Origin of the sequence: Agromyces hippuratus (assembly GCF_013410355.1) — a bacterium.
In the GTDB taxonomy this organism is placed as follows: domain Bacteria; phylum Actinomycetota; class Actinomycetes; order Actinomycetales; family Microbacteriaceae; genus Agromyces; species Agromyces hippuratus.
Map to the genome: position 1 here is coordinate 2,586,211 of NZ_JACCFI010000001.1, position 24,563 is coordinate 2,610,773.

At 70.3% G+C, this 24,563-nt stretch carries 25 protein-coding genes; 7 read left to right on the plus strand and 18 right to left on the minus strand.

The window, feature by feature from the left end:
- Positions 1-170: 170 nt before the first annotated feature.
- Positions 171-1,625: a glutamate decarboxylase gene (locus tag BJY17_RS12085; protein WP_179551564.1), complete on the plus strand. Its 1,455-nt coding sequence runs from the start codon at positions 171-173 to the stop codon at positions 1,623-1,625.
- Between the two features lie 9 nt (positions 1,626-1,634).
- On the plus strand, positions 1,635-3,281 hold the full coding sequence (locus tag BJY17_RS12090; RefSeq protein WP_179551565.1) for an amino acid permease: 1,647 nt from the start codon (positions 1,635-1,637) through the stop codon (positions 3,279-3,281).
- Positions 3,282-3,383: 102 nt separating this feature from the next.
- On the opposite strand, the gene BJY17_RS12095 is transcribed toward BJY17_RS12090, so the two are convergent.
- The 8 genes from BJY17_RS12095 to BJY17_RS12130 form a co-directional block, all read right to left on the minus strand.
- The gene (locus BJY17_RS12095) at positions 3,384-4,277 is read right to left on the minus strand and encodes a glycine betaine ABC transporter substrate-binding protein (RefSeq protein WP_179551566.1); all 894 of its coding nucleotides are present in this window, start codon (positions 4,275-4,277) and stop codon (positions 3,384-3,386) included.
- 119 nt (positions 4,278-4,396) lie between these two features.
- A complete protein-coding gene (locus tag BJY17_RS12100; RefSeq protein WP_179551567.1) occupies positions 4,397-5,320 on the minus strand; it encodes an ABC transporter permease in 924 nt (307 codons plus the stop codon).
- Positions 5,317-6,729, minus strand: coding sequence for a quaternary amine ABC transporter ATP-binding protein (locus BJY17_RS12105; protein WP_179551568.1), 1,413 nt, complete (start codon positions 6,727-6,729; stop codon positions 5,317-5,319). The genes BJY17_RS12100 and BJY17_RS12105 overlap by 4 nt, the downstream gene beginning before the upstream one ends.
- A gap of 350 nt (positions 6,730-7,079) precedes the next feature.
- Positions 7,080-7,481, minus strand: coding sequence for a Fur family transcriptional regulator (locus tag BJY17_RS12110; protein WP_179551569.1), 402 nt, complete (start codon positions 7,479-7,481; stop codon positions 7,080-7,082).
- Positions 7,478-8,320 (minus strand): metal ABC transporter permease, encoded by an 843-nt coding sequence (locus BJY17_RS12115; protein ID WP_179551570.1) that lies wholly within the window; start codon positions 8,318-8,320, stop codon positions 7,478-7,480. Before BJY17_RS12115 ends, BJY17_RS12110 begins: the two co-directional genes overlap by 4 nt.
- Positions 8,320-9,273, minus strand: a complete 954-nt coding sequence (locus tag BJY17_RS12120) for a metal ABC transporter permease (RefSeq protein WP_179551571.1) — start codon at positions 9,271-9,273, stop codon at positions 8,320-8,322. Before BJY17_RS12120 ends, BJY17_RS12115 begins: the two co-directional genes overlap by 1 nt.
- Positions 9,274-9,320: 47 nt before the next feature.
- A complete protein-coding gene (locus BJY17_RS12125) occupies positions 9,321-10,109 on the minus strand; it encodes a metal ABC transporter ATP-binding protein (protein ID WP_179551572.1) in 789 nt (262 codons plus the stop codon).
- Positions 10,110-10,114: 5 nt separating this feature from the next.
- A complete protein-coding gene (locus BJY17_RS12130) occupies positions 10,115-11,215 on the minus strand; it encodes a metal ABC transporter substrate-binding protein (protein ID WP_179551573.1) in 1,101 nt (366 codons plus the stop codon).
- 155 nt (positions 11,216-11,370) lie between these two features.
- Between BJY17_RS12130 and BJY17_RS12135 the strand changes: the two genes are divergently transcribed.
- Positions 11,371-11,856, plus strand: a complete 486-nt coding sequence (locus tag BJY17_RS12135; RefSeq protein ID WP_179551574.1) for a GNAT family N-acetyltransferase — start codon at positions 11,371-11,373, stop codon at positions 11,854-11,856.
- A gap of 73 nt (positions 11,857-11,929) precedes the next feature.
- Here the strand turns inward: BJY17_RS12135 and BJY17_RS12140 are convergent, their stop codons facing one another.
- From BJY17_RS12140 to BJY17_RS12155, 4 genes are all read right to left on the minus strand, one after another.
- Positions 11,930-13,366 (minus strand): dihydrolipoamide acetyltransferase family protein, encoded by a 1,437-nt coding sequence (locus BJY17_RS12140; RefSeq protein ID WP_179551575.1) that lies wholly within the window; start codon positions 13,364-13,366, stop codon positions 11,930-11,932.
- 65 nt (positions 13,367-13,431) lie between these two features.
- Positions 13,432-14,391: an alpha-ketoacid dehydrogenase subunit beta gene (locus tag BJY17_RS12145; RefSeq protein WP_246303991.1), complete on the minus strand. Its 960-nt coding sequence runs from the start codon at positions 14,389-14,391 to the stop codon at positions 13,432-13,434.
- Between the two features lie 98 nt (positions 14,392-14,489).
- A complete protein-coding gene (locus BJY17_RS12150; RefSeq protein WP_179551577.1) occupies positions 14,490-15,632 on the minus strand; it encodes a thiamine pyrophosphate-dependent dehydrogenase E1 component subunit alpha in 1,143 nt (380 codons plus the stop codon).
- A 16-nt stretch (positions 15,633-15,648) separates the two neighbouring features.
- Positions 15,649-16,773 (minus strand): histidinol-phosphate transaminase, encoded by a 1,125-nt coding sequence (locus BJY17_RS12155; RefSeq protein WP_376866710.1) that lies wholly within the window; start codon positions 16,771-16,773, stop codon positions 15,649-15,651.
- A gap of 50 nt (positions 16,774-16,823) precedes the next feature.
- Between BJY17_RS12155 and BJY17_RS12160 the strand changes: the two genes are divergently transcribed.
- Positions 16,824-17,210: a phage holin family protein gene (locus BJY17_RS12160; RefSeq protein WP_074260418.1), complete on the plus strand. Its 387-nt coding sequence runs from the start codon at positions 16,824-16,826 to the stop codon at positions 17,208-17,210.
- Here the strand turns inward: BJY17_RS12160 and BJY17_RS12165 are convergent.
- The 3 genes from BJY17_RS12165 to BJY17_RS12175 form a co-directional block, all read right to left on the minus strand.
- On the minus strand, positions 17,173-18,702 hold the full coding sequence (locus tag BJY17_RS12165; RefSeq protein ID WP_179551579.1) for a hypothetical protein: 1,530 nt from the start codon (positions 18,700-18,702) through the stop codon (positions 17,173-17,175). The two genes, BJY17_RS12160 and BJY17_RS12165, sit on opposite strands and share 38 nt — an antisense overlap.
- The gene (locus BJY17_RS12170) at positions 18,687-19,052 is read right to left on the minus strand and encodes a hypothetical protein (protein ID WP_179551580.1); all 366 of its coding nucleotides are present in this window, start codon (positions 19,050-19,052) and stop codon (positions 18,687-18,689) included. Before BJY17_RS12170 ends, BJY17_RS12165 begins: the two co-directional genes overlap by 16 nt.
- Positions 19,053-19,150: 98 nt before the next feature.
- On the minus strand, positions 19,151-20,050 hold the full coding sequence (locus BJY17_RS12175; protein ID WP_179551581.1) for an aminoglycoside phosphotransferase family protein: 900 nt from the start codon (positions 20,048-20,050) through the stop codon (positions 19,151-19,153).
- 96 nt (positions 20,051-20,146) lie between these two features.
- Here BJY17_RS12175 and BJY17_RS12180 point away from each other — a divergent pair, with 96 nt between their 5' ends.
- Complete coding sequence (locus BJY17_RS12180) at positions 20,147-20,674, plus strand: low molecular weight protein-tyrosine-phosphatase (protein ID WP_179552860.1); 528 nt, start codon at positions 20,147-20,149, stop codon at positions 20,672-20,674.
- Entirely contained in the window at positions 20,671-22,053 is a 1,383-nt protein-coding gene (gene purB, locus BJY17_RS12185) for an adenylosuccinate lyase (protein WP_179551582.1), read from the plus strand. Before BJY17_RS12180 ends, purB begins: the two co-directional genes overlap by 4 nt.
- A gap of 55 nt (positions 22,054-22,108) precedes the next feature.
- On the opposite strand, the gene BJY17_RS12190 is transcribed toward purB, so the two are convergent.
- From BJY17_RS12190 to BJY17_RS12200, 3 genes are read right to left on the minus strand one after another with little or no spacing between them, the layout of a single operon-like run.
- Entirely contained in the window at positions 22,109-22,435 is a 327-nt protein-coding gene (locus BJY17_RS12190; protein ID WP_179551583.1) for a hypothetical protein, read from the minus strand.
- Entirely contained in the window at positions 22,432-23,019 is a 588-nt protein-coding gene (locus BJY17_RS12195) for an HdeD family acid-resistance protein (protein ID WP_179551584.1), read from the minus strand. The genes BJY17_RS12190 and BJY17_RS12195 overlap by 4 nt, the downstream gene beginning before the upstream one ends.
- 38 nt (positions 23,020-23,057) lie before the next feature.
- Positions 23,058-24,068 (minus strand): helix-turn-helix transcriptional regulator, encoded by a 1,011-nt coding sequence (locus tag BJY17_RS12200; protein ID WP_179551585.1) that lies wholly within the window; start codon positions 24,066-24,068, stop codon positions 23,058-23,060.
- 103 nt (positions 24,069-24,171) lie between these two features.
- Here BJY17_RS12200 and BJY17_RS12205 point away from each other — a divergent pair, with 103 nt between their 5' ends.
- Positions 24,172-24,561, plus strand: a complete 390-nt coding sequence (locus BJY17_RS12205; RefSeq protein ID WP_179551586.1) for a VOC family protein — start codon at positions 24,172-24,174, stop codon at positions 24,559-24,561.
- Positions 24,562-24,563: the final 2 nt, after the last annotated feature.

Here is a 24,563-nt window from a genome sequence, read left to right on the forward strand (position 1 = left end):
CCCGACGGTTCGCCGTCGTATCGGTCTCACTCGATCTGCACTATTGACGCCCTTCGCCGAAGGGGGCCACACTCGGAGTTTGGGCCGTCTTCCGGGGGTCGACACCCACTCTGCCGTCTCGGACGCGCCCATGTTCATGCACGACGAAGCAGAACACGGGGGACAACACCATGACCGATCTCAAGCCACGATCGCATTCCGGCAGCGGCAGCAGCGAACCGATCACGCCGGATCGTTCGAGCCACGCGTTCGCCGGAATCGGGGATCGCAACCAGCTGAACCCGATCTTCGCGCGAGAGGGCGAGGCGACGGACTTCCCCCTGGACCGGATTCCCGACGGCGAGTCGCTGCCCGAGACCGCGTACCAGATCGTCCATGACGAAGCCATGCTCGACGGCAACGCCCGCCTGAACCTGGCGACCTTCGTCGGCACGTGGATGGACACGCACGCATCGCAGTTGTACGCGGAGACCGCCGACAAGAACATGATCGACAAGGACGAGTACCCGCAGACCGCGGCGATCGAGACGCGATGCTGGAAGATGATCGCCAGTCTCTGGAACGCGCCGAGCGCGGAGGGCGCGATCGGCACGTCGACCATCGGGTCATCCGAGGCATGCATGCTCGGCGGGCTCGCACTGAAGCGCCGCTGGCAGCTGCGGCGCCGCGCCGAGGGCAAGTCGACCGAGAAGCCCAACCTCGTGCTCTCGAGCGCGGTGCAGGTGTGTTGGGAGAAGTTCTGCAACTACTGGGACGTCGAGGCGCGCTACGTGCCGATCAGCGACGAGCACAAGGTGCTCGACGGCCACGACCTCGACAAGTACGTCGATGAGAACACGATCGGCGTGGTCGCGATCATGGGCGTGACCTACACCGGGATGTACGAGCCCGTCGCCGAGATCTCCAAGGCGCTCGACGCGATCCAGGAGAAGACCGGCCTCGACGTGAAGATCCACGTCGACGGGGCATCCGGTGGCATGGTCGCGCCGTTCCTCCAGCCTGATCTCGTGTGGGACTTCCGCGTCGACCGCGTCGTGTCGATCAGCACCTCCGCACACAAGTACGGGCTCGTCTACCCCGGACTCGGATGGGTGGTCTGGCGCACGGTCGACGACCTGCCGAAGGACCTCGTGTTCGACGTCACGTACCTCGGCGGTCACATGCCGACGTTCGCGCTGAACTTCTCGCGCCCCGGAGCGCAGGTGCTGCTGCAGTACTACCTCTTCCTCCGCCTCGGGTGGGACGGCTACCGCAAGGTGCAGCAGGCGTCGCAGGATGTCGCGGTGTACCTGTCGGGCGAGATCGCGAAGATGGACGCGTTCGAACTCTGGAACGACGGCACCGACATCCCGGTCTTCGCATGGCAGCTGAAGCAGGGCCACACCGAGAACTGGAACCTCTACCACCTCTCGGAGCGACTGCGCCTGAAGGGCTGGCTCATCCCCGCCTACCCCATGCCCGACAACCTCTCGGACCTCGTGGTGCAGCGCATCGTCGTGCGGAACGGCCTGAGCCGGAACCTCGCAGAGTCGCTCCTCCTCGACATCCAGGAGGCCACCGAGTTCCTCGATGCCCTCGAGTCGCCCATGCCGATCGAGGGCCAAGTGTCCTCCTTCACGCACTGAGGCTGACCCATGACCGCCATCAAGGAGCCGGGAGGCACCCCGGCAGGGTCGGCAGCACCGAAGCGCGCCGACGGCACCGTCGCGCCGTCGCCCGAGCACGTGAAGGCGCACCCGTTCGACAAGGTCCCGCACAAGCCGGCGATCGGCGCACCGGGTGTGACCTCGCAGAAGTTCATGTCGCTCATGCAGCTCGCGATCCTGACCGTCGTCGCGGTCGCCTCGCTGCGGAGCCTGCCGGCGATGGCCGGATACGGGCTCGGGTCGATCACCCTGTTCATCATCCCCGCGATCTTCTTCCTCGTACCGACGGCGCTCGTCGCGGCGGAACTCGCGACGGGGTGGAAGGGCGGCGTGTTCACGTGGGTGCGTGAGGCGTTCGGCGGCAAGTGGGGATTCCAGGCGATCTGGCTGCAGTGGGTGCAGAACGTCGTCTGGTATCCGACCCAGATCGCGTTCATCGCGGCGTCGCTCGCGTTCGTGTTCCTCGACCCGAACCTCGCGAACTCCGGGCTCTACACCGCGATCGTCATCCTGGTGCTCTACTGGTTCTCCACCTTCATCACCCTGAAGGGCGGCAACCTCTTCGCGAAGGTCGGCTCCTGGAGCGGACTCGCCGGAACGATCTTCCCGGGCCTGCTGCTGATCATCTTCGGCATCATCTGGGTCTCGACCGGCCAGACGAGCCAGATCCCGCTGACCGCCGAGTCGATCATCCCGCCGTTCACAGGGCTCGCCTCGATCGTGCTCATCGTGTCGAACGTGCTGGCGTACGCGGGCATGGAGGTCAACGCGGTGCACGCGAACGACCTGAAGAACCCGGGCAAGGAGTATCCGAAGACCGTGCTCATCGCGTCGATCCTGATCCTCGGCATCTTCATCGTGCCGACGATCGCGATCGGCCTGGTCGTGCCGTCCGACAAGCTGGGGCTGACGACCGGTATCAACCTGGCGTTCCAGGGGTACTTCGAGGCCTTCGGCGTGCCGTGGCTGACACCGGTGCTGTCACTGCTCATCGCGCTCGGCGCCTTCGCCTCGGTCGTCACGTGGATCGCGGGTCCGTCTCGCGGCCTCCTCGCGGCCGCGCGCAGCGGATACCTCCCGGTGTTCCTGCAGAAGCGCAACAAGGCGGGCGTGCAGGTCGGCATCCTGACCGTGCAGGGCATCGTCGTGACGCTGCTCGCGTCGCTGTTCCTCTTCGTGCCGAACATCAACACGGCGTTCATCCTGCTCGTCGACATGGCGGCGGCGCTCTACCTCATCATGTACATGATGATGTTCGCCGCGGCCATGCGGCTGCGGGCGAAGCAGCCGCACGTCGTGCGCACCTATCGCGTGCCCGCGATGTACGTGGTCGCGACCATCGGGTTCCTCGCGTGCCTGGCCGCCTTCATCCTCGGGTTCATCCCGCCCGAGGGCTTCGGGGGCGGGGCGCCGGGCTGGACCTATCCGGTGCTCGTCGGAGTGGTCGTGCTCGCGCTCGGCGTGCCGCCGCTCATCTTCTATGCTGCGCGGAAACCGTCATGGGACCAGCGCACCGCCGAGGAGAAGACGACGTTCGACGACGTGCTCGTGAATCCCCCCGCCGCCGCGAACCCGGCGGGTGCCCCGGCGACGCCTGGGGTCGCAGCCGGCGGGGCACCGCCGCCTGCTGGCTGACCGGCCGGCGCTCGACGACGAACGGCGAGTGAACGAAGAGGGGGCGGATGCCGCAGCATCCGCCCCCTCTGTTCGCCCGCCTGTTCGCGTGGCGCGCTGAAGCTACTTCGTCAGCGAGTCGACGTACTCCTGGTTGTCGGCGATCCACTGCTCGACGATCGGCGCGTAGTCGTCGGAGCCGTCCGCGTTGAACATCGCGTTCTCGAGCGAGAAGAGCAGCTCGGAGTCCATCTCGAAGTCCTGCAGCCAGCCCGCGAGGGTCGGGTGGGTCGTCTCGAAGCTCTTGCCGCCGAAGGAGTGGATGCCCTCGGCCTCGCCGAGCGCGCCCTCGGGGTCCTCGAGGTCCTTGAGGGGGAACGCGTCGTAGGCCCAGTGCGGGCGCCAGAGCGTGACCGCGACGTTCTCGCCGGCCTCCGTGGCGGCGGTCAGCTCGGCGAGCATCGCCGGCGTCGAGCTCGTCAGGTAGTCCATCTTCTCGAGGCCGTAGGTCGGGATGACCTCTTCGGTCGTGACCCGGTTCAGGCCCGAGCCCGGCTCGATGCCCACGAGACGGTTGTCGAAGAGCTCGGCGTTCGCGGCGAGGTCGGCGAGCGAGTCGACCGGGGCGTCCTCGTTCACGGCGATCGTGAGCTTGGCGTCTTCGTTCCAGGCGCCGAGGTCGACGAGGTCGTCGCCGTACTGCTCGATGTAGTCGGCGTGCGTGATCGGCAGCCACGTGTCGAGGGTGACGTCGTAGTCGTCGGTCGTGAGGCCGGAGTAGACCGGCGCCGGGTCGGCGTACTCGAGCGTGACGTCGTAGCCCTGCTCGGTGAGCACGGCCTTCCAGAGCTCGCTCGCGGCGATGCCCTCGTCCCAGCCGTTGAAGACGGCGATCGTGACGGACTTCTCGTCGCCGTTCTCGAGGGTCTCGGCCTCCGCGCCTGCGGCGCAGCCGGCGAGTGCGAGTGCGGAGACCGCTCCGAGTGCGAGTGCTCCGGTGAGCGTGCGCTTCTTCATGTGTGTTCCTTTCCTCCCGTGTGCTGTGTCACGGGTGTTGGGGAGCGTCGCGCGATTCCGCGCGACGAGTCGTTCACCGCGGCCGGACCGCGGGGTCGGGCCGCGGTGCGGCCTCGGGGTCAGGCGGTGGCGGATGCCGCGGGCAGGCGCTCCGCCTCGGGGCCGAGCGGCTCCGCGGCATCCGTCGACGGCGCCTGATCGCGTCGCCTGCTCTGCTTCCGCGGGGTGCCGAGCGCGCCGGTCACGCGGTCGAGGATGATCGCGAGGATCACCACCGAGAGTCCGGCCTCGAAGCCGAGGCCGACGTCGATGCGGGTGAGCGACTGCACGACCTCGCCGCCGAGCCCGCCCGCGCCGACCATGCCGGCGATGACGACCATCGAGAGCGAGAGCATGATGACCTGGTTGACGCCGGCCATGATGCTCGGCATCGCGAGCGGCAGCTGGATCTGGCGGAGGATGCGCCACGGCGATGCGCCGAACGCCTGTCCGGCCTCGACGACCTCCTTGTCGACGCCGCGGATGCCGAGCTCGGTGAGCCTGACGCCGGGGGCCATCGCGAAGATGATCGTCGCGACGATGCCGGGCACGACGCCGACGCGGAAGAGGATGAGCGCCGGGATCAGGTAGACCATCGCCGGCATCGTCTGCATGAAGTCGAGGATCGGACGGATGACCTTCGACGCCACGTCGGAGCGGGCGGCGAGCACGCCGAGCGGCACCGAGATCACCACGGCGATGAGCGAGGCGACGAGCACGAGTGCGAGCGTCGACATGGCGTTGTCCCACTGGTCGACGCCGACGATCACGAGCAGGCCGAGTGCGGAGCCGACGGCGAGCTTCCAGCCCTTCGCGAACCAGGCGATCGCGGCGATCACGAGGATGACGATCCAGAACGGCGGTGTCTGCAGCACGAAGTCGACGAGGTCGTAGAAGCCGGCGAAGATGTTCCGCACGACGGTGAAGAACCCGCCGAACACGTCGGTGATGAAGTGGATGACGGCGTCGGCCCAGTCGCCGAGCGGGAGTCGGAAGTCGTTCATGCCGGGCTCCTCTCCCCCGCGGCATCCGCTCGCGTGGCTTCTGCGCGGATCACGGCGGCCTCCGCCGCCGCTGCCGCCACTGCACTGGCATCGGCCGCATCGGCCATCGCCGTGTCGGGCCGAGCCGTGCGGTGCAGCGTCGCGGTGATGACGTCGACCGGGATCGTCGCGGGCGTCTCGATGACGGTGTGCTCCCCCGTGTTCGACGAGACGTTGCCGAGGGCCGCGAGCAGGGTGACGCGGGGCACGGCGCCGAGCAGGCGCCCCTGGTCGTCGACGACGGCGAGCGGCAGCTGGCTCTCGACGGCGCTCTCGAAGAGCTCGGAGAGGTGCTCGTCGGCGCCGACGACGGGGTGGTCGTCGCTGATCGCCGGCTCGAGCGATCGCTCGCCCCGCTGCACGAGCCGCAGCACGTCGCGGTCGTGCACGACGCCCAGCAGGCGACGGCCGCCGCCGACCACGAAGACCATCGAGGTCTGCAGGTCGCGCATCGAGCGCAGCGCCGCACGCGGACCGGCCGAGGCGGTGACGACGGCCCGCGGGGCCTCCATCACGTTGCCGGCCGTCAGCACGCGCGAGCGATCGACGTCCTGCACGAACTGGGCCACGTAGTCGTCGGCGGGGTCGGTGAGGATCTCCTCGGCGGTGCCGAGCTGCACGATGCGCCCGTCGCGCATGACCGCGATGCGGTCGCCGAGGAACATCGCCTCGTTGAGGTCGTGGGTGATGAAGACGATCGTCTTGCCGAGCTCCTGCTGCAGCTCGACGAGCTGCTCCTGCATCTCCTTGCGGATGAGCGGATCGAGCGCCGAGAACGCCTCGTCCATGAGCAGGATGTCGGTGTCCGACGCGAGCGCACGAGCGAGCCCGACGCGCTGCTGCATGCCGCCGGAGAGTTCGGAGGGCATCTTGTCGCCCCAGCCGCCGAGGCCGACCCGCTCGAGGATGTGCTCGGCGCGTTCACGCCGCTCGGCGGCGGGCACGCCCTGGAGTTCGAGCCCGTACGCCGCGTTCTCGAGCACGTTGCGGTGCGGCAGCAGCGCGAAGTGCTGGAACACCATCGAGACGTGGCGACGACGCACCTCGCGAAGCCGCTTCGGCGACATGCCCGTGATGGTCTCCCCCATCACCGTGACGGTGCCGTCGGTCGGTTCGAGCAGGCCGTTCAAGGTGCGGATGAGCGTCGACTTGCCCGAGCCCGACAGCCCCATGACGACGAAGATCTCGCCGCGGCGCACGTCGAACTCGGCGTCGATCACCGCTGCGGTGCCGAGCGGTGCGAGTTCGGCGCGGCTTGCGCCGGAGCGGAGTCGGGCGAGCGCCTCCGCCGGCTTGCGGCCGAAGAACTTGGTGAGGCGACGGACCGAGAGTGCCGGCGATTCGGCCTCGATTGCTGGTGTTTCGGACATGGACAGGCTCCCGGAGCGCACGCCGAACGCCGCGCACGGACGACGTGCGCGGTCAGGAATCGGGCAGGGCTGACTCGTGGGTCACGGCCGGGTTGACGGCGATCGGGAGGTCTGGACTCAAGCCCCGTGCTGATACCGGGCGAAACGACTTCCTTGCATCCGGCCATCGGGGCCGGATGCCACGCCGCCGAACCATACGCTTCTGCATGCCGTTTTCGGAATGCAGAACCGCGGACTGGGCGATTCGGTCTTGCAGGACCGTGTCCACCGTATCGAGGTCGTCGAGGCAACCCAAATCGTGCGGCGTGAATTGCCCCCGGATCTGGGTTTTCACTTCCGCGACCGCGGCACTACTCCCCCGCGGCCTGCAGCCTCGTGCAGTTGGCGCAGAGCCCGAAGACGTCGACGACGTGCGCAGCGCCGGTGAATCCGTGCTCGGCTGCGACCGTCTTCGCCCACGCCTCGACCTCGTCGGCGGCGATCTCGACGGTCAGCCCGCAGTTGCGGCAGATGAGGTGATGGTGGTGCCCGGTCGTGCTGCAGGCCCGATAGAGCGCTTCGCCGTCGGGCGACTGCAGCGAGTCGGCCTCGCCGCTCGAGGCGAGATCGCCGAGCGCACGGTAGACGGTCGCGAGTCCGATCGGGGAGCCGCTCGAATGCAGGGTCGAGTGCAGCGCCTGCGCGCTGATGAACCCCTCGGTGCCGTCGAGTGCTTCGCGAACGGCCTCTCGCTGCCAGGTGTTGCGCTTCATGCGATCCGTGCGTCCTCCGCGGTCTCCACCGGTATGGAGACTCGGTTCAACGGTAGCGCGCGAAGCTTGGAGATCCCCAGTGCGAGCAGGAAGAAGGCCGTGGCGGCCAGCGCGATCGCAGGGCCCGCCGCGATCTCGAACATCCGCGAGGAGATGACGCCCAGCACGCCCGACGCAGCGCCGATGACCGGGGCGGTGAAGAGCAGGCCCCGGAACGAGCGCACCATGAGTCGCGCGGCTGCCGCCGGCGCCGCGATCAGGGCGATCGCGAGGATGGCGCCGACCGCGGGCAGCGAGCTGACGACCGACGCCGCCGTGAGGCCGAGCACGAGCAGTTCGATCGGCCACTCCCGGTAGCCGGCGGCGCGGAAACCGTGCGGATCGAACGTCGAGAAGGCGATCTCCTTGCCGAACAGCGAGATGCAGAGCGCCGCGACGGCGCCGACACATGCCGCGAGCAGAATGTCTGCGTTGCTCACCGTGAGGATCGAGCCCATGAGCAGGGATTCGGCGCGCACGGGCAGCCCCGGGATCAGCGCCTGGAGCAGCGCTCCGGCGGCGAACCCGCCGGTCAGCACGATGCCGGCCGCGACCTGCGCACCCTGGCGACGCACGCGGGCGATGCCCGCCATGACGGCGACGAGCACGACGGATGCCACGGCTGCACCGGCCGGCACGCTCACCCCGAGGGCGGCCGCCACCACGGCGCCGGGGTAGGTGCCGTGCGTCAGCGCCTGGGCGAAGAAGGTGCGCCGGCGCACGACCACGAGGCTGCCGACGAGCCCGGCGCCGGCGCCGATGATGATCGCGGCGATGAGCGCCCGTTCGAAGTACCCCATCAGCGCCCCTCCCCCGCCGGTCGAGCCTCGGCCGCCCCGACCGCTGGTCGAGGAGCGGCGGGCGAGGAGGACCGTGCAGTGCGGCCCGCCGCCGGTCTCGCCTCGTGGCTCCGGCCGAACATCGAGGCGATGAGCAGCACGAGGGCGTAGCCGACGACGAAGACGGCCACGACCGTGCTGCCCGCCGGCACGTCGACGCCGGCGCCGACCGAGATCGCGAACCCGAGGGCCAGGCCGAGCCATGCCGCGACGGCCGCGAAGACCGCGGCCGCGGGGAACAGCCACCACAGCCGCGCCGTCGTGAGCCGCGCCACCGCGCCGGGCACGATGAGCAGTGCGAGCACGAGCAGCGTGCCGATCGTGCTCGCGGCCGCCACCACGACCAGCGCGATCGCCGAGTTCAGCACGAGATCGAGCACGAGCGCCGAGTCGCCGGCGGCGCGGCTCCCCTTCGCATCGAACGCCCGGTACAGCTGCTGCTTCAGGGTGACCAGCACCATGACGAGCGCGATGAGGCTCACGGCCACGAGCGGCAGCACCTCGTCGGGCGGGATCGTCAGCACGCGGCCGAAGAGCAGCGCCTCGAGCTCGCCGGCGTAGTCGTCGCTGCGGGAGACCACGATGACGCCGACACTGAACGTCGCGGTCAGCACGATCGCGATCGCCGCGTCGGAGGTGATGCCGGCGCGGTCGAGCCAGGTCAGGGCGAGCGCGCCGGCGAGAGCGGCGATCGCCGCTCCGGGCAGGAGGCCGGCGCTGCCGCCGACGGCGAGGCCGATGGCCAGCCCCGGGAAGACGGCGTGGGTCAGCCCGTCGCTGATGAACTCGAGCCCCCGGAGGTTCACGAGCACGCCGACGAACCCGGCGACGACCGCGAGCACGAGCATGACGAGGAGCGCCCGCCCCATGAATGGGATGGCGAAGGCTCCGAACAATGCGTCGGTCAGCGACATCCGTCACCGCCGTGCCGGCTCGAACCGATATATGTCGCGGTCGGCATTCAGTGGCCCTCGTGCCCGGGGACCACCAGCGTGTGCTCGTCGATCTCGACCTCGACACCCTCGAAGCACTCCTGCACGTTGCCGAGCGTGAGCACGTCGTCGACCGGACCGCTCGCGAGCTGGGTGCGGTTGACGAACACCACCGAGTCGCAGACGCGACGTGCGAGATCGAGGTCGTGCGTCGAGACGAGCACCGCGACGCCGCGGGCCTTCAGCGCGCGGAGCGTCTCGACGAGCGCGTCTCGATTGGGTTGATCGAGGCCGTTGAAGGGCTCGTCGAGCAGCAGCAGACCGGGATCGGAGGCGAGCGCCCTCGCGAGGAGGCCACGCTGGCGCTGCCCGCCCGAGAGCTCGCCGAACGGACGCTTCGCGAGTTCGGCGAGGCCGACCGTCTCGAGCGCGTCGCGCACCGCGGCGCGGTCGGCACGCCCGGGCCAGCGCAGCAGCCCGAGTCCGCGATAGCGACCCTGCATCACGACCTGCTCCACGCTGATGGGGAAGTCGGGATCGAGGTCGGCCGATTGCGGCAGGAATCCGACCATGCCGTTCGCGGCATGCGACGGGCCCGCGCCGGCATCGGACGTGCGAGCGCCGAACTCGATCGTGCCCGCCGTGCGCGGCACGAGGCCGAGCACGCCCTTCAGCAGGGTCGACTTGCCCGCGCCGTTCGGACCGATGAGCGCGACGGCCTCACCGGGCGCGATGTCGAGGTCGAGGCCGCTGACTCCCGTGCCTCCGGGGTGGGTGAACGCGGCGCCGCGGAGGCGCAGCACGGGGGAGTCGTTCATGGCTGTCATCCTTGCAGTGCCTCGGGCAGCGCGGTAGGCGTGACGCCCCATGATTCGAGGATCAGCCGCGCATTGTGCAGCTGGCTGCCGAGGTACGTTGCGCCTTCGCTGCCTTCGACGCCCAGGGAGTCGCCGTAGAGGGCGTCGGGGCCCGAGAAGACGGTGACGCCGGCCTCGGCGGCGATGGTCTCGGCGGCCTTCGGCGAGATGGAGGCCTCGGAGAACACGGCCGTGGCACCGGTCGCGCGGATGCGGTCGACGAGCGCGTCGATCTCGGCCGCGCTCGGCTCGGCGTTGTCGTCGAAGCTCGGGATGACGCTGCCGACGAAGGTCACGTCGTAGGCGTCGATGAAGTAGGTGAAGGCGTCGTGGTTCGTCACAAGCAGCCGGTCGGCGGCCGGCACGGTCTCGACGTTCTCGGTGATCCAGTCGTCGAGCGCGTCGAGCTTCGCCAGGTAGTCGGTCTCGTTCTGCGCGATGGCGGCGGCGTCGACGCCGGGAACATCGGCGAGGCCGTCGGCGATGTTCTCGACCATGTGCTCGGCGAGTTCGGGGTCGGTCCAGATGTGCGGATTGCCGGCACCGTGGTCGTGGTCGGCGTCGTCATGCTCGGCATGGTCGTCGTCCGCGGCATCCGTCGCCGCGGACTCGTCGTGGGCATCGTCATGGTCGTCGTCGTGGTCGTGCGCATCGGCGTCGCCGTGGTCATCGGTGCCGTGGAGCTCGATGCCGGTGCTCGCGTCGATGAGCACGCCGTCGAACCCCGATGCCTGCACTGCGTCGTCGAGCCAGCTCTCGAGCCCGCCGCCGTTGACGACGAGGGCGTCGGCCTGCGACAGCGCGAGCAGCTGCGCCGCAGAGGGGTCGAAGCTGTGGGCGCTCTGGCCGGGGGAGAGGAGTTGGGTGACCTCGGCGCTGTCACCGACGAGCTCGCGCGTGAAGTCGCCGACCTGGGTCGTCGTCGCCACGATCTCAGGGCCGCCACCAGAGGCTCCGGATGCCGCGGGTGCCGTGCACCCCGCGAGCGCCAGGGCAGACACGGCCAGCATCGCTCCGCCGGCGAGGGTCGCGGGCAGTCGACGGAATGCGCTGGTTCGAGTGGTCATGATTCCACCGTACGTCTTATTGATAATGATTGTCAAAACCATGAAGCGACCGATTCGGACACACTGGATGAACATCGGCGGGCGATCCCCGCATTCCCACGTCATCCTGTGGAGAGCTCTGGCGAGTGTCGCACCGACGTGCGAGAGTGAAGCACGTGGATACGACGACAGCTCCTCTCACGTTGCATCCGTTCACCGTCGCCGATGCCGAGCGCGTGCTCTCGGGCGAGGTGGACCCCCACGACGGATGGGAAGGCGCCTACGCCTTCACCGACGAGCCGGAGCTGCTCGCCGAGTACCTCCGCACGGTGCAGCAGAACGGTGATCCGACGCCCTTCGGCCCCTACCTCGTTCGTCGAGGCGAAGACGGCCCGGCCATCGGGGGAGTGAACCTGTTCGGTCCGCCCGGCGACGACGGGGCGGTCGAGTTCGCATTCGGCCTCGTGCCAGCGGTGCGCGGCCAGGGCCTGTCGACGCACACCGTCGCGGCCGTCGTCGAGCTCGCTCGAAGCGCCGGTGTCGTGATCCTCCGCGCCGAGGCCGAGGTGCCGAACCTGCCTGCTCGGCGCGCGCTCGAGGGCGCCGGGTTCTCGCAGTCGTCGCGCACGACAGAGGCGATCACGTACGACCTGCACCTGTAACCTCGTACGGAGGTTTCGACAGGCTCAACCCGCAGGGTCTCTGTTGGTCGAGCTCGTCGAGACCCGACCACGACTACTCGAGCAGCAGCGCCGGCTCCTCGATGATCGACGCGACGTCGGCGAGGAATCGCGAGGCCACGTCGCCGTCGACCACTCGGTGATCGAACGAGGCGCCGATCGTCGTGACGAAGCGCGGTCGCACCTCGCCGTCGACCACCCACGGCTTCTGCTTGATCGTGCCGAGCGCGACGATAGCGACCTCGCCCGGGTTCAGGATCGGCGTGCCGGTGTCCATGCCGAAGACGCCGATGTTCGTGATCGTGATCGTGCCGTTCTGCATCTCGGCGGGCTGCGTCTTGCCCTCGCGCGCCGTCAGCGTGAGCTGCTCGAGCGCCGTGGCGAGCTCGACCATCGTCATCGCCTGGGCCTCCTTGACGTTCGGGACGATGAGGCCCCGGGGCGTCGCCGCGGCGATGCCGAGGTTCACGTAGTTCTTGACCACGATCTCGGAGTCGGTCCATTGCGCGTTGACGGTGGGGTTGCGGCGCACGGCCCAGATCATCGCCTTCGCCATGATGAGGAGCGGCGAGATGCGCACCCCGGCGTAGTCGGGGGAGGCCTTCAGCCGCTTCAGGTACTCCATCGTGCGGCTCGCGTCGACATCGACGAAGACGCTCACGTGCGGGGCCTGGAAGGCGCTCTGCACCATCGCGCTCGCGATCGCCTTGCGCACGCCCTTGACGGGGATGCGTTCCTCACGGGCCTCGGGGCGCTCGGGCGTCTGGATGTTGCGGAACACGCTCGCCTGGCTCGCCTCGCGGATCACGTCGTCGCGCGTGATGTCGCCGATCGGGCCCGTCGGCGCGACCCGCGACAGGTCGACGCCCAGGTCTTTGGCGAGCTTGCGGATCGGCGGCTTCGCGATCACCGGGAGCTGCGGAGCGGGTCGCGACGGTGCGGCGACGGATGCCGCCGTGCTTGCGGCGGCCGCAGGAGCCGTGCTCACCGGTGCAGGCGGGGGAGTGGGGGCGGCGAGATGCCCGTGCGCCCCGTCGGGCGTGACGTGTCGCCGGCGACGCGTGGCCGCCGGACCGGAGCTGCCGTGCCCGACGAGCACGGCGCCGCTGGCCTCGGCGGCATCGGCTGCCGGAACGGTGCCGTAGATCGGCAGCGACTCGGCGGCCGGTTCGGCACTGCCGGCTGGCGCACCGGAGTCGACCACCGGAGCCGTGGCCGGCGCGGCGGGGGCATCGGAGACGAGCCCCGCGGCATCCGTCTGGATGACCAGGATCGGGGTGCCCACGTCGACGGTGCTGCCCTCTTCGACGAGGAGTTCGGAGACGACGCCCTCGAACGCGCTCGGCAGTTCGACGAGCGACTTCGCGGTCTCGATCTCGACGAAGACCTGGTCGAGGCTGATGCGATCGCCGGGTGCGACCCGCCACTGCACGATCTCGGCCTCGGTGAGGCCCTCGCCGACATCGGGGAGGGGGAATCGGATCTCGCTCATACTCTTTACCCTCGCAGTCGGTCTATGCCGTCATCGTCATGTCAGCGCGCGCGTCGCGCGCCGTGTCAGTACGCCAGTGCGCGGTCGACGGCCTCGAGCACTCGGTCGGGACTCGGCAGGTACTCGGTCTCGAGTGCGGCAGGCGGGAAGGGCGTGTCGAAGCCCGACACGCGCAGCACCGGCGCCTCGAGCGAGTAGAACGCCCGCTCGGCCACCGTCGCCGCGATCTCGGAGCCGACCGAGACGTTGCCGTAGGCCTCTTGGGCGACGACGAGGCGACCGGTGCGGTGCACCGACTCGAGCAGGGGCCCGTAGTCGATGGGGGAGAGCGAACGGAGGTCGACGACCTCGATGCTGCGCCCCTCGCCGGCGGCGATGTCGGCCGCCTGCAGCAGCGTCGCGATCATCGCGCCGTGGCCGACCACCGTGACGTCGGTGCCCTGGCGCATGACGCGGCTCGCGTGCAGCGGCAGGCCGGCGTGGTCGAGGTCGACCGGGCCCTTCGGCCAGTAGCGGCTCTTCGGCTCGAAGAACAGCACGGGGTCGTCGGAGCGGATCGCCTCCTGGATCATCCAGTAGGCGTCGTGCGGGTTCGACGGGCTCACCACGCGCAGGCCCGGGGTGTGCGCGAAGTACGCCTCCGGGCTCTCTTGGTGGTGCTCGATCGAGCCGATGTGGCCGCCGTAGGGCACCCGGATCACGACGGGCATCGAGAGGCTGCCGTCGTGGCGCACCGTCTGGCGCGCGAGCTGGGTCGTGATCTGGTCGAACGCGGGGAAGATGAAGCCGTCGAACTGGATCTCGATGACCGGGCGGTAGCCGCGCATCGCGAGTCCGATCGCGGTGCCGACGATGGCCGACTCGGCGAGCGGCGTGTCGAGGATGCGCTTGTCGCCGAACTCCGCCGAGAGCCCCTCGGTCACGCGGAAGACGCCGCCGAGCGGGCCGATGTCCTCGCCCATGAGCAGCACCTTCTCGTCGGCGCGGAGCGCCTCGCGGAGGCCCGCGTTGATGGCCTTCGCCATCGAGAGCGTCTGCACGCCGCGCACGGGGGCCTCGCCGGTCGAGGGCGTGTCGCTCGCGACATCCGTCACGTGGTTCTCCTCTTCGGTGCGGGCGGCGCTCATGCCACGCCCCCTGCCGGACCCTCGAACGAGGTCTCGAAGTTCTCGAGCCATGCGGCCTGCTCGACCATGAGGGGGTGCGGTTCGCTGTACACGTGCTCGAAGATCTTCTCGCGCGTCGGCGCCTGCAGGTCGAGGGCGCGGCGACGCAGGTCGGCCGCGATGTCGTTGGCCTCGGCCTCGACGTCGGCGAAGAACGAGGCGGATGCCCCGCGGCCCTCGAGCCACGTGCGGTAGCGCGTGATCGGGTCGCGCGCCTCCCAGTAGGCCACCTCGTCGTCGGTGCGGTACTTCGTGGGGTCGTCGGCGGTGGTGTGTGCGCCCATGCGGTACGTCACGGCCTCGATGAGGCTGGGGCCGTCACCGGCGCGCGCCTCCTCGAGCGACTGGCGGGTGACCGCGTAGCTCGCGAGCACGTCGTTGCCGTCGACCCGCACGCCGGGCATGCCGAAACCGCCGCCGCGGAGCGACAGCGGGCTCCGCGACTGCCGGGCGACGGGCACCGAGATCGCCCACTGGTTGTTCTGGATGAAGAAGACCTGCGGCGTCTGGTAGCTCGAGGCGAAGACGAGGGCCTCGTTGGCGTCGCCCTGCGAGGTCGAGCCGTCGCCGTAGTACACGAGCACCGCGGCATCCGTCTCGGGGTCGCCCGTCGCGGTCGCACCGTCGAACTGGAGGCCCATCGCGTACCCGGTCGCGTGCAGCGTCTGCGACGCGAGCACGAGCGTGTAGAGGTGGAAGTTGCCGTTCTCCTCGGGGTTCCACCCGCCGAGGGTGGCGCCGCGCAGCAGCGCGAAGATGCGCGCGAGGTCGAGTCCGCGGATCATGCCGACGATGTGCTCGCGGTACGACGGGAACAGGTGGTCCTGCGGGCGGGCGGCGTGCGCCGAACCCACCTGAGCCGCCTCCTGCCCGTGACTCGGCACCCACAGGGCGAGCTGGCCCTGCCGCTGCAGGTTCGCACCGGCCACGTCGATGCGGCGCGAGACCGCCATGTCGCGGTAGAAGCGCTGCAGCTCGGCGTCGGTCAACGCCTCGACGAGCGGGAGATAGGCCTCGGCCTCGGGGGAGGGACGGAGTTCGCCCTCATGGGTCAGGAGCTGGACCGTCGGCGCGGTGAACTCTCTTTCGCGGGCTGCCACCGTTCCACGCTACCCGCTACTGCGGGTCCCCTTCTTGTGAGCCCGGTACAAGCTCACCCAGAATCGTGAGGAGGATGTCCACAGATTCCGCTTCGCCGATCGAGATGCGGATGCCGTCGGGGGCGAAGGCGCGCGTCACGATTCCGGCGTCGAAGAGACGCTCGGCCACCGCGGTCGTCGCCTCGCCCGCGGGCAGCCAGACGAAGTTGCTGCGCGCGGGCGGCACCGGCCATCCCTGCGCGACGAGCGCTGCATGCACGCGATCGCGCCGATCGGCGATCGCGCCGACCCGCTCGAGCAGTTCGGCCTCGGCGGCCGGCTCGAGCGAGGCGATGGCAGCGGATGCCGCGGCAGCCGTGACCCCGAGGGGGATCGCCGTGGCGCGAGCGGCGTCGAGCAGTTCGACGGGGCCGATGGCGTAGCCCACACGGAGGCCGGCGAGGCCGTATGCCTTCGAGAAGGTGCGGAGCAGCACGAGGTTCGGGTAGCGGCCGATGAGGGTCGCGCCGTCGACGGCGTCGTCGTCGCTACCGCCGCCGCGCACGAACTCGGCGTACGCCTCGTCGAGCAGCACGAGCCGGTCGGCGGGCACCTTCGCCATGAAGGCCTCGAACTCGGCGGCGGTCACGACGACGCCCGTGGGGTTGTTCGGCGAGCACACGATGACGACGCGCGTGCGATCGGTGATCGCGGCGGCCATCGCGTCGAGGTCGTGGCCGTGGTCGGCGCGGTTCGGCACCATCACGCTCGTGGCACCCGCCACCGTGACGAGACCAGGGTAGGCCTCGAACGAGCGCCAGGAGTAGACGACCTCGTCTCCGGGGGCGGCGGCCGCGAGGATGAACTGGGCGAGGAGCGCGACCGACCCTGCGCCGACCAGCACCTCGTCGGCCGTCACGCCGAACCGCACGGCGAGCCGCTCGCGAAGGGCGAGCGCCGTGGCATCCGGATACCGGTTGATGTCGTGGGCGGCGGCTGCGACGACCTCGACGACCGAGGGCAGCGGCCCGAACGGGTTCTCGTTGCTCGACAGCTTGAAGCCGTCGGCGGGCGCGGGGCGCCCCTGTCGGTACGGCGGAAGGGCGGCGATCTCGGGGCGCAGGCGTACGCGCGCCCCCGTGGGCTCCGGTGCGGTCACGATTTCCACCGTACTCCTTCGCTCCCGGCTGGCCCGTCTGACAGAGTGGACGCATGCGGTTCATCGTCAAGGTCATCGTCATCGCGCTCGCTCTCTGGCTCACGACCCTCATCGTGTCCGGCGTGAGCGTCGTGCCATATGAGGACACCCAGCTCGCGACGGTGCTCACCTACCTGCTCGTCGCGCTCATCTTCGGCCTCGTGAACGCCATCATCGGCAACTTCATCAGGATCGTCGCGTTCCCGCTCTACGTGCTGACCCTCGGCCTCATCTCGTTCATCGTCAACGGCCTGCTGCTGCTGCTCGTCGACTGGATCAGCGACCTCATGGGCTTCGGCCTCGTGGTCGAGAGCTTCTGGTGGGGCGTGCTCGGCGCACTGGTGCTCGGACTCATCAGCTGGCTCATCGGCCTGGTGCTGCGTCCGGTGTCGAAGGGCTGAGCTCCCGGGTCGCGATCCATCGGCTCATCTCGCCCGGCCCGCCGCCGGTGAACTCGCCGATCTGCTGGCGGAACGCCACGAGGCGCTCCTCGTCCGAGGCGTCGATGAGCGCCGCCGTCTCCCGATAGCGGAACAGCGCGTGGGCCGGCACCGCGGCGTCGTAGTCGGCGCCCGCCTCGAGCACGCTCCGTGAGACGGTGAGGCGGTCGGGCGACGGCCGCCCCCATCCACCGGTCGCGGGAACGAGGTCCTCCTCGTGCTCGATCGAGAGCAGGGGAGTGCCCTCGGGGAGCTCGGCGGAGGCGACCGGGCCTCCGACGCTCACGACCGCGACGACGTTCAGTTCGCGGTCTGCTGCGAGGCCCGCGGCAGCGGCACCGCCGCCCGAGTACCCGATCGGCACGATCGGGTCGCCCGGCTTCGCCCCGGCCTCGGTGAGCGCCAGACGGGTCGCACGGTCGACCGCCGCCGAGTCCGCACCGGTGAGGCGCAGCGCATCGATGGCCGAGTCGTCGGCGATGCCGTGCACGTTGCTCGTCATGTCGTTCGTCTCGGCGCCGGCCGTCGTGGTGAAGTCGACCGTGCCGCCGATGTAGACGACCCACCGCGGGTCGGCCTCCTCGCCGTAGCGCTCCACCCGGATCTGCGCGTCGGCGGCGGAGGTCGGGATGCGGTCGACGAGGTCGGCGATGCCGGAGGGGGCGGAGACCGGGGCGTCGAGCGGCTGACCGTCGGCGCGGGCCGTCGGGCCGCCGGTACGCTGATCTGCCCGCCCGTCTCGGCGTTCTCGCTTCACCCCCACCGGCCCGTCGACGAGCACCCGGCTGCCGAACGCGGCACCGAACAGCCCTGCCCCACCGAGGAGCAGCGATGCGGCTTCGGGCGCCCGGATCTCGGCGCCCGCGCCGAGAGCGAGTCCATGCGGCACGTGGAGCCCGCCGGCGACGAGTTCGTCGGCCGAGTCCGCTGCGGTGCGGACTGCACGTACGAACGCCGGGTCGGAGAGCATGCCCTTCTGTGCGGCGAGCCACGTCTCGAGCGGTGCGTGGACGCCGAGTGCCCTCGCGCCGGCGATCGAGCCGGCCAGCACACCACCGGCGATCACGGTCGAGGGGAGCGTCGCCACGCCGCCCAGGAACCATGCCAGCGAGCTGCCGGCGACTCGCCAGAGCGCCTCGACGACTCCTTCGGTCACGCCGTAGCGCTCGGCGCTCTCGATCAACGCATGGCGCAGCCGCCCGGCGGACTCCGTGGCCTCGTGCAGTCGCGCCCGGGCGTTCGCGATGCCCCACGTCGGTGAGGAGAGGTCGTAGGAACCGGCCGACGGTTCCGCGAGGTCGAGTTGGAGGAGGCCGCTGCTGATGACCCGGGCGCGTTCGCGCCACTCCGCCACCACCGATTCGGTGGCGCCGAGACGGGAGGCGTCGGCGAACAGCTCGTCGGTCGCGACGGAGGTCGATCCGCCGCCGCTGAGCGTCAGCGAGTCGTCCACGATGCATCGCTTCGCGTGATCTGCACGTGCTGGGCGCCCAACGCGGCGCGTTGCAGGTCGAGTTGGTGCTCCATGCGCCGGATGCGGTCGACGAGCGCGCTCTCGGCGTCGACGAGCCCGTCACGGGCCGCGAGCACCCGGGCGCGGAGATCGTCGAGACCTCGGACGTACCCTTCGGCCGCGGACGATCGCCAGGCGCCGGTGGACGGCGGCACCAGCCGGTGCACGGACTCGTTCACCTCGGCGAGCAGCGACCGGAGCATGAGGAGGTATGCGCCGGCGTCGTCGATGCGCTCCCGACTGACAGCGGTGCCCTTCAGGGGGAGCGCGTACGGATCGGAATCGAGCATGCGACGAGTGTCATCGAACCCCGCACCCGATCCGGTCGGCGGCGGCCAGGCGGTGGGCCCGGCGCCGGAGCCGTGCCTGTGCAGGACGAGTGCCCGACTCAGTCGACGAGCACCGCGTCGAGCGCGTGCACGCCGACCCGACCGAGGCGACCTCCGGTGCCGATCGTGTCGACGATCGCGCTGCCGAGCACGAGCGCCCATCCACGGGCACGGTCCCACATCGCGGCATCCGTCGCCCGAAGCCGGTCGACCTCGGCGCGGAAGACCGCCCGTGCCGGGGCATCGAACGTGAGCCACGCCGTGGCGAGATCGCAGGCCGGGTCGCCGGCGCACACGTCGCCGAAGTCGACGACCGCGGCTAGGTCACCGGATGCCGCGAGCACGAGGTTCGCCGGGTGCAGGTCGCCGTGCAGCCACGACGGCGGGCCCGACCATTCCGCCGCGGCCAGTCCACGGTTCCAGATGGCGCGGAGCGCCTCGATTTCTTCGGGTTCCGCTGCGAGTCCGCGCTCGAACCTTCCCTGCACGACCTCGTCGCGCCCGGCGAGCGGCACCCCGCGATAGGGGTTGACCGGGGCGTCTGCAGGCGCAAGGACGCCGAGTTCCGCGACGAACGCCGCCAGTGACGTCGCAGCGGCGGCACGCGCCGAGGGCGCGACCTCGGCAGCACTCACGCCGTCGAACCACGGCAGGATGCTCCACGGGAAGTCGAACCCGAGCTCGGGGGCCGGGCGACCGACCCGCACGGGAGCGGGCACCGGAATCGCGACGCGGCGGGAGATCCCGGGCAGCCAGCGCTGCTCGTGCAGCACCAGGTCGGCGGCGATCGTGCGCCGCGGCAACCGCACCAGGTGGTGCTCGCCGAGGCGGAACATCACGTTGTCCCACCCGTTCGCGAGCAGCTCGATCGGCGCAGCGAGGTCGGGGTGCTGCGCCGCCACGAGCTGTCGGGCGAGCGCCTCGTCGACGAGGATGTCGGGCTCGGGGGCATCCGTCATCACGCCGCTCCCGTCTGCTCGCCTCGCTCGACCGCCCAGCGTAGCGCCCCCGAATTGGTGCTGTGCGATGGCCGGATGTCGTCCACAATGGAACCCATGACGCGAGCGGATTCCGCGGGGGACGACGCGCCGCCGTTCAGAGTGTCGTTCGTGTGCACGGGCAACATCTGTCGCTCTCCGATGGCGGAGGTCGTGTTGCGCGCGCACGCCGAACGCGCCGGACTCGGCGACCGGCTGGCCATCGAGTCGGCGGCGACCGGCGACTGGCACGTCGGCGAGCCCGCCGACCGCCGCACGATCGACGCGCTCGACCGCGCCGGATACGACGGCCGTCACCATCGGGCGCGCCAGTTCGAGGCGACCGACTTCCCGCGGCTCGACCTCGTGGTTGCCTTCGATCGCGGGCAGGCGCGGATCCTGCGCAACTGGGCGCCCGGCGCAGCCGAGCAGGAGAAGGTGCGGATGCTGCTCGAGTTCGGGCCCGATTCGGCCGAGCTGCAGGACGTGCCCGACCCCTATTACTCCGACGAGCCGATGTTCGATCGAGTCCTTGAGATGATTGAACGGTCGACGTCGGCACTCTTCCGGCAACTCGCACCAGCACTCAGACAAGGAAACCGATGACTTCGCTGCCTCCCCAGCCGCTCAGCCCCCTCGACGGTCGCTACCGCTCGGCGGTCGGAGAGCTCGGCGAGCACCTCTCAGAGGCCGGCCTCAACCGGGCGCGCGTACACGTCGAGGTCGAGTGGCTGATCGCCCAGACCGACCGCGGCTTCTTCGGCTCCTCGCCGCTCTCCGACCACCAGAAGGCGAGCCTGCGCCAGGTCGTCGCCGACTTCGGCCAGGCCGACATCGACGAGCTCGCCGGCCTCGAAGCCACCACCCGGCACGACGTCAAGGCCGTCGAGTACTACGTGCGCCGCCGCCTCAGCGACCTGGGGCTCGACGCAATCTCGGAGCTCACGCACTTCGCGTGCACGAGCGAAGACATCAACAACCTCTCCTACGCGATCACCGTGCGCGACGCGGTGCGCGACGTGTGGCTGCCGAAGTACCGCGGCGTCATCGAGACGCTCGAGACGCTCGCGCGCGAGCACCGCGACGCCTCGATGCTCTCGCGCACCCACGGCCAGCCGGCGACGCCGTCGACCATGGGCAAGGAGCTCGCGGTCTTCGCGTACCGCCTGCGCCGCATCGAGCGCCAGATCGAGGCGACCGAGTACCTCGGCAAGTTCTCGGGTGCAACGGGCACCTTCTCGGCGCACGTCGTCGCCGCACCGGATGTCTCGTGGCCCGAGGTCTCGCGCGAGTTCGTCGAGTCGCTCGGCCTCACCTGGAACCCGCTCACCACCCAGATCGAGTCGCACGACTGGCAGGCCGAGCTCTACGGCAAGGTCTCGCACGCCAACCGCGTGCTGCACAACCTCGCAACCGACATCTGGACCTACATCTCGCTCGGCATCTTCCGTCAGATCCCCGCGCCCGGCGCGACCGGCTCGTCGACGATGCCGCACAAGGTCAACCCGATCCGCTTCGAGAACGCCGAGGCGAACCTCGAGCTCTCGAGCGCCCTGCTCGACTCGCTCGCCGCGACCCTCGTGACCTCGCGCATGCAGCGCGACCTCACCGACTCCAGCGCCCAGCGCAACATCGGCGTCGGCTTCGGGCACTCGATGCTCGCGCTCGACAACATCCAGCGCGGCCTCGGCGAGATCGACCTCGACCTCGTGGTGCTCGCGGCCGACCTCGACGGCAACTGGGAGGTGCTCGGCGAGGCGATCCAGACGGTCATCCGCGCCGAGGTCGTCGCCGGTCGCTCGACGATCGCCGACCCCTACGCGATGCTCAAGGAGCTCACCCGCGGCAAGCGGGTCGGTGCCGACGAGCTCGCGGAGTTCGTGAACGGGCTCGAGATCGGCGACGAGGCGAAGCAGCGCCTGCTCGCGCTCACGCCGCAGTCGTACACCGGCATCGCCTCGGAGCTCGTCGACCGGCTCGGCTGACGCCCGCGCCGCGGCATCCGCTTCGCTCGGGTGCCGCGGTCGCCGAGGGGGTCGTTCAGTGGCCGGCTGCGCCGGGTGCGGCAGGGCCGTCGGCCTCGTCGGGCTTCGCGGCATCCGGCGCGGTCGAGGCATCCGGCGCACTGCCGTCGATCTCGGCCGTCTCCTCGGCGTTCGGCTTGATCGCCATCGAGAGCAGCGCGAGCGTCATGAGCACGGCGATGAACGCGATGCCGGCGACGATCAGGGCGAGCGTCAGATCGCGCGCGGTGATCAGCACGACGAGGCCAGTGAAGACGGCGGCGATCGCGGCGCCGCCGACGTACTCGATGGGGCGGAGCGTGTCGCGCCGGCTCGGCTTGTACTCACCGGGGGTGTTGGTCACGAGGTCTGCTCCGTTCCTGGGGCGTCGGGCGCGGCATCCGCTGGGCTGGTGGCCCATTTCAGCGAGAACCCGCCGATCACGAGGTACACGCCGAGGATGACGAGGTAGCCGCCGAGCAGGCCGACCGCGGTGACGGCGTCGAGCGGGATGACGAGGAACACGAGCGCGAGGATCGCGGTGAACGCGCCGGCGGCGATCCAGTCGCGCGCGGCCGGGGTGCGGCCGCGCGCGCGGAGGCCGGCGAAGAGTTCGAGGACGCCGGTGATGGCGGCCCAGACGCTCACGAGGTAGAGCAGGAACGGCAGCCCCCCGGGCACGGTGAGGGCCAGCAGGCCGGCCGCGACGGTCACCACGGCGGCGATCACGAAGAACGAGCGGATGCCGCGCTCCTCGGTGAATCGCATCGACAGGGCGCCCGTGATGAGCCCCGACACGACGGCCCAGAGACCGAAGACGAGCAGGCCGAACTCGGGCGAGTGGTTCTGCGAGAAGGTGATGACGGCGGCGGGCACGAGTGCCAGGATGCCGCGGGCGACCGGGACGACCCAGTACCGGGCACGCTCGGGAGCGGCTGCGATGGCCACGACGACCTCTTTCACATCGGTTGGGGTACCGATCCATCCTACGTTGGCGGCGCGGGCGCCGAGTCCGGGGTCGATGCCTGGTCCCGGGCCGATGCCGCATCGTCGACGATCGCGTTCCGAGCGACGAGGGCGGCGCCGAGCCGGTGCAGCTCCTGCCGGAGCGACTCGGGCTCGACGACCTCGAGGTACTCGGCCCAGCCGGCGAGGCCGCGCGCGATGATGACGTCGGTCGGGGCGGTGACGGTGACGCGCGACCGCCCGGGGTCGAGCGGCGTCTCGGCGACGGCTCGCTGGCCGAACTGCGTGTGCAGCAGCGGCACGATGCCCGAGTCGACGATGATCGTCGCGGTCGCGGCGGTTCGCTGCCGGTCGACCGCGGCGGTAACGCGCTCCCAGACCTCTGCGAGATCGAGGTCGTCGGGGCGTTCGGCCGGTTCGCCGGTGCGCTCCGCGTCGAGCATCCGGTCGATGCGGTAGGTGCGCTCGGCTCCGTCGACCCCGCCGAGCAGGTACCAGTGCTCCTGCTTCTGCACGAGCCCCCATGGGTCGACCGTGCGTTCGGCCGGCTCGCGGTTCCACGCGGCATAGCGGATGCGGAGTCGCACGCGGTCGACGATCGCCGCTTCGAGCAGGGGCAGCAGCGCCGGACGCTCGCGCGCGGGCCGGCCCCACTCGCCCGGGTCGATGACCACTGCCTCGGCCGCCGCCTCGGCGTCGGTGCGGAAGGTCTCGGGAAGGGCGCGCACCAGCTTGCGCAGCGCCGCCTTCGCCTCGGGCGCGACGGATGCCGCTGGCCCGACGAGCAGGAACAGGGCGCGCGCCTCGTTCGACGACAGGCCGCTCAGGTCGGTGCGGGCGCCGCCGAGGAGCTGCCACCCGCCGCCTCGGCCGGCCTGCGGGTACACGGGGATGCCGGCCGCCGACAGCGCCTCGAGGTCGCGGCGGGCGGTCGCGACCGAGACCTCGAGCTCCTCGGCGAGCTGCGCGGCGGTCACCCGACCCCGCGACTGCAGGGTGAGGAGCACTGCCACGAGGCGGTCTGCGCGCATGTCTCCATTCTTGCGAACAAAGTAGTCAACAGGTGAGCACTTCTGCGTTCGAGACTGGTCTCAGCACTTCGAAACCACACGCAGAACCGAAGGGAAGCAACTCATGCTCAGGGGATTCGCCACACTCAGCTACTACGCCGCCGACCTCGAGGCGGCGACCGCCTGGTACGCCGAGGTGCTCGGCATCGAGCCGTACTTCCGCCGGCCCGGCTACGTCGAGTTCCGCGTCGGCGACTTCCAGCACGAGCTCGGCATCATTGATGCGCAGTACCGCCCGACCGCTGCCGACGTGCCGGCGGGAGAAATCGTCTACTGGGCCGTCGACGACGTCGCGGCCGCCTACGAGCGCCTGCTCGAACTCGGCGCGACGAGCTACCAGCCGCTGATCGAGCGCGGCCCGGGCTTCACCACCGCGTCGGTCGTCGACCCGTTCGGCAACATCCTCGGCGTGATGTTCAACCAGCACTACCTCGACGTGCTCGCCGGGCGGTGAAC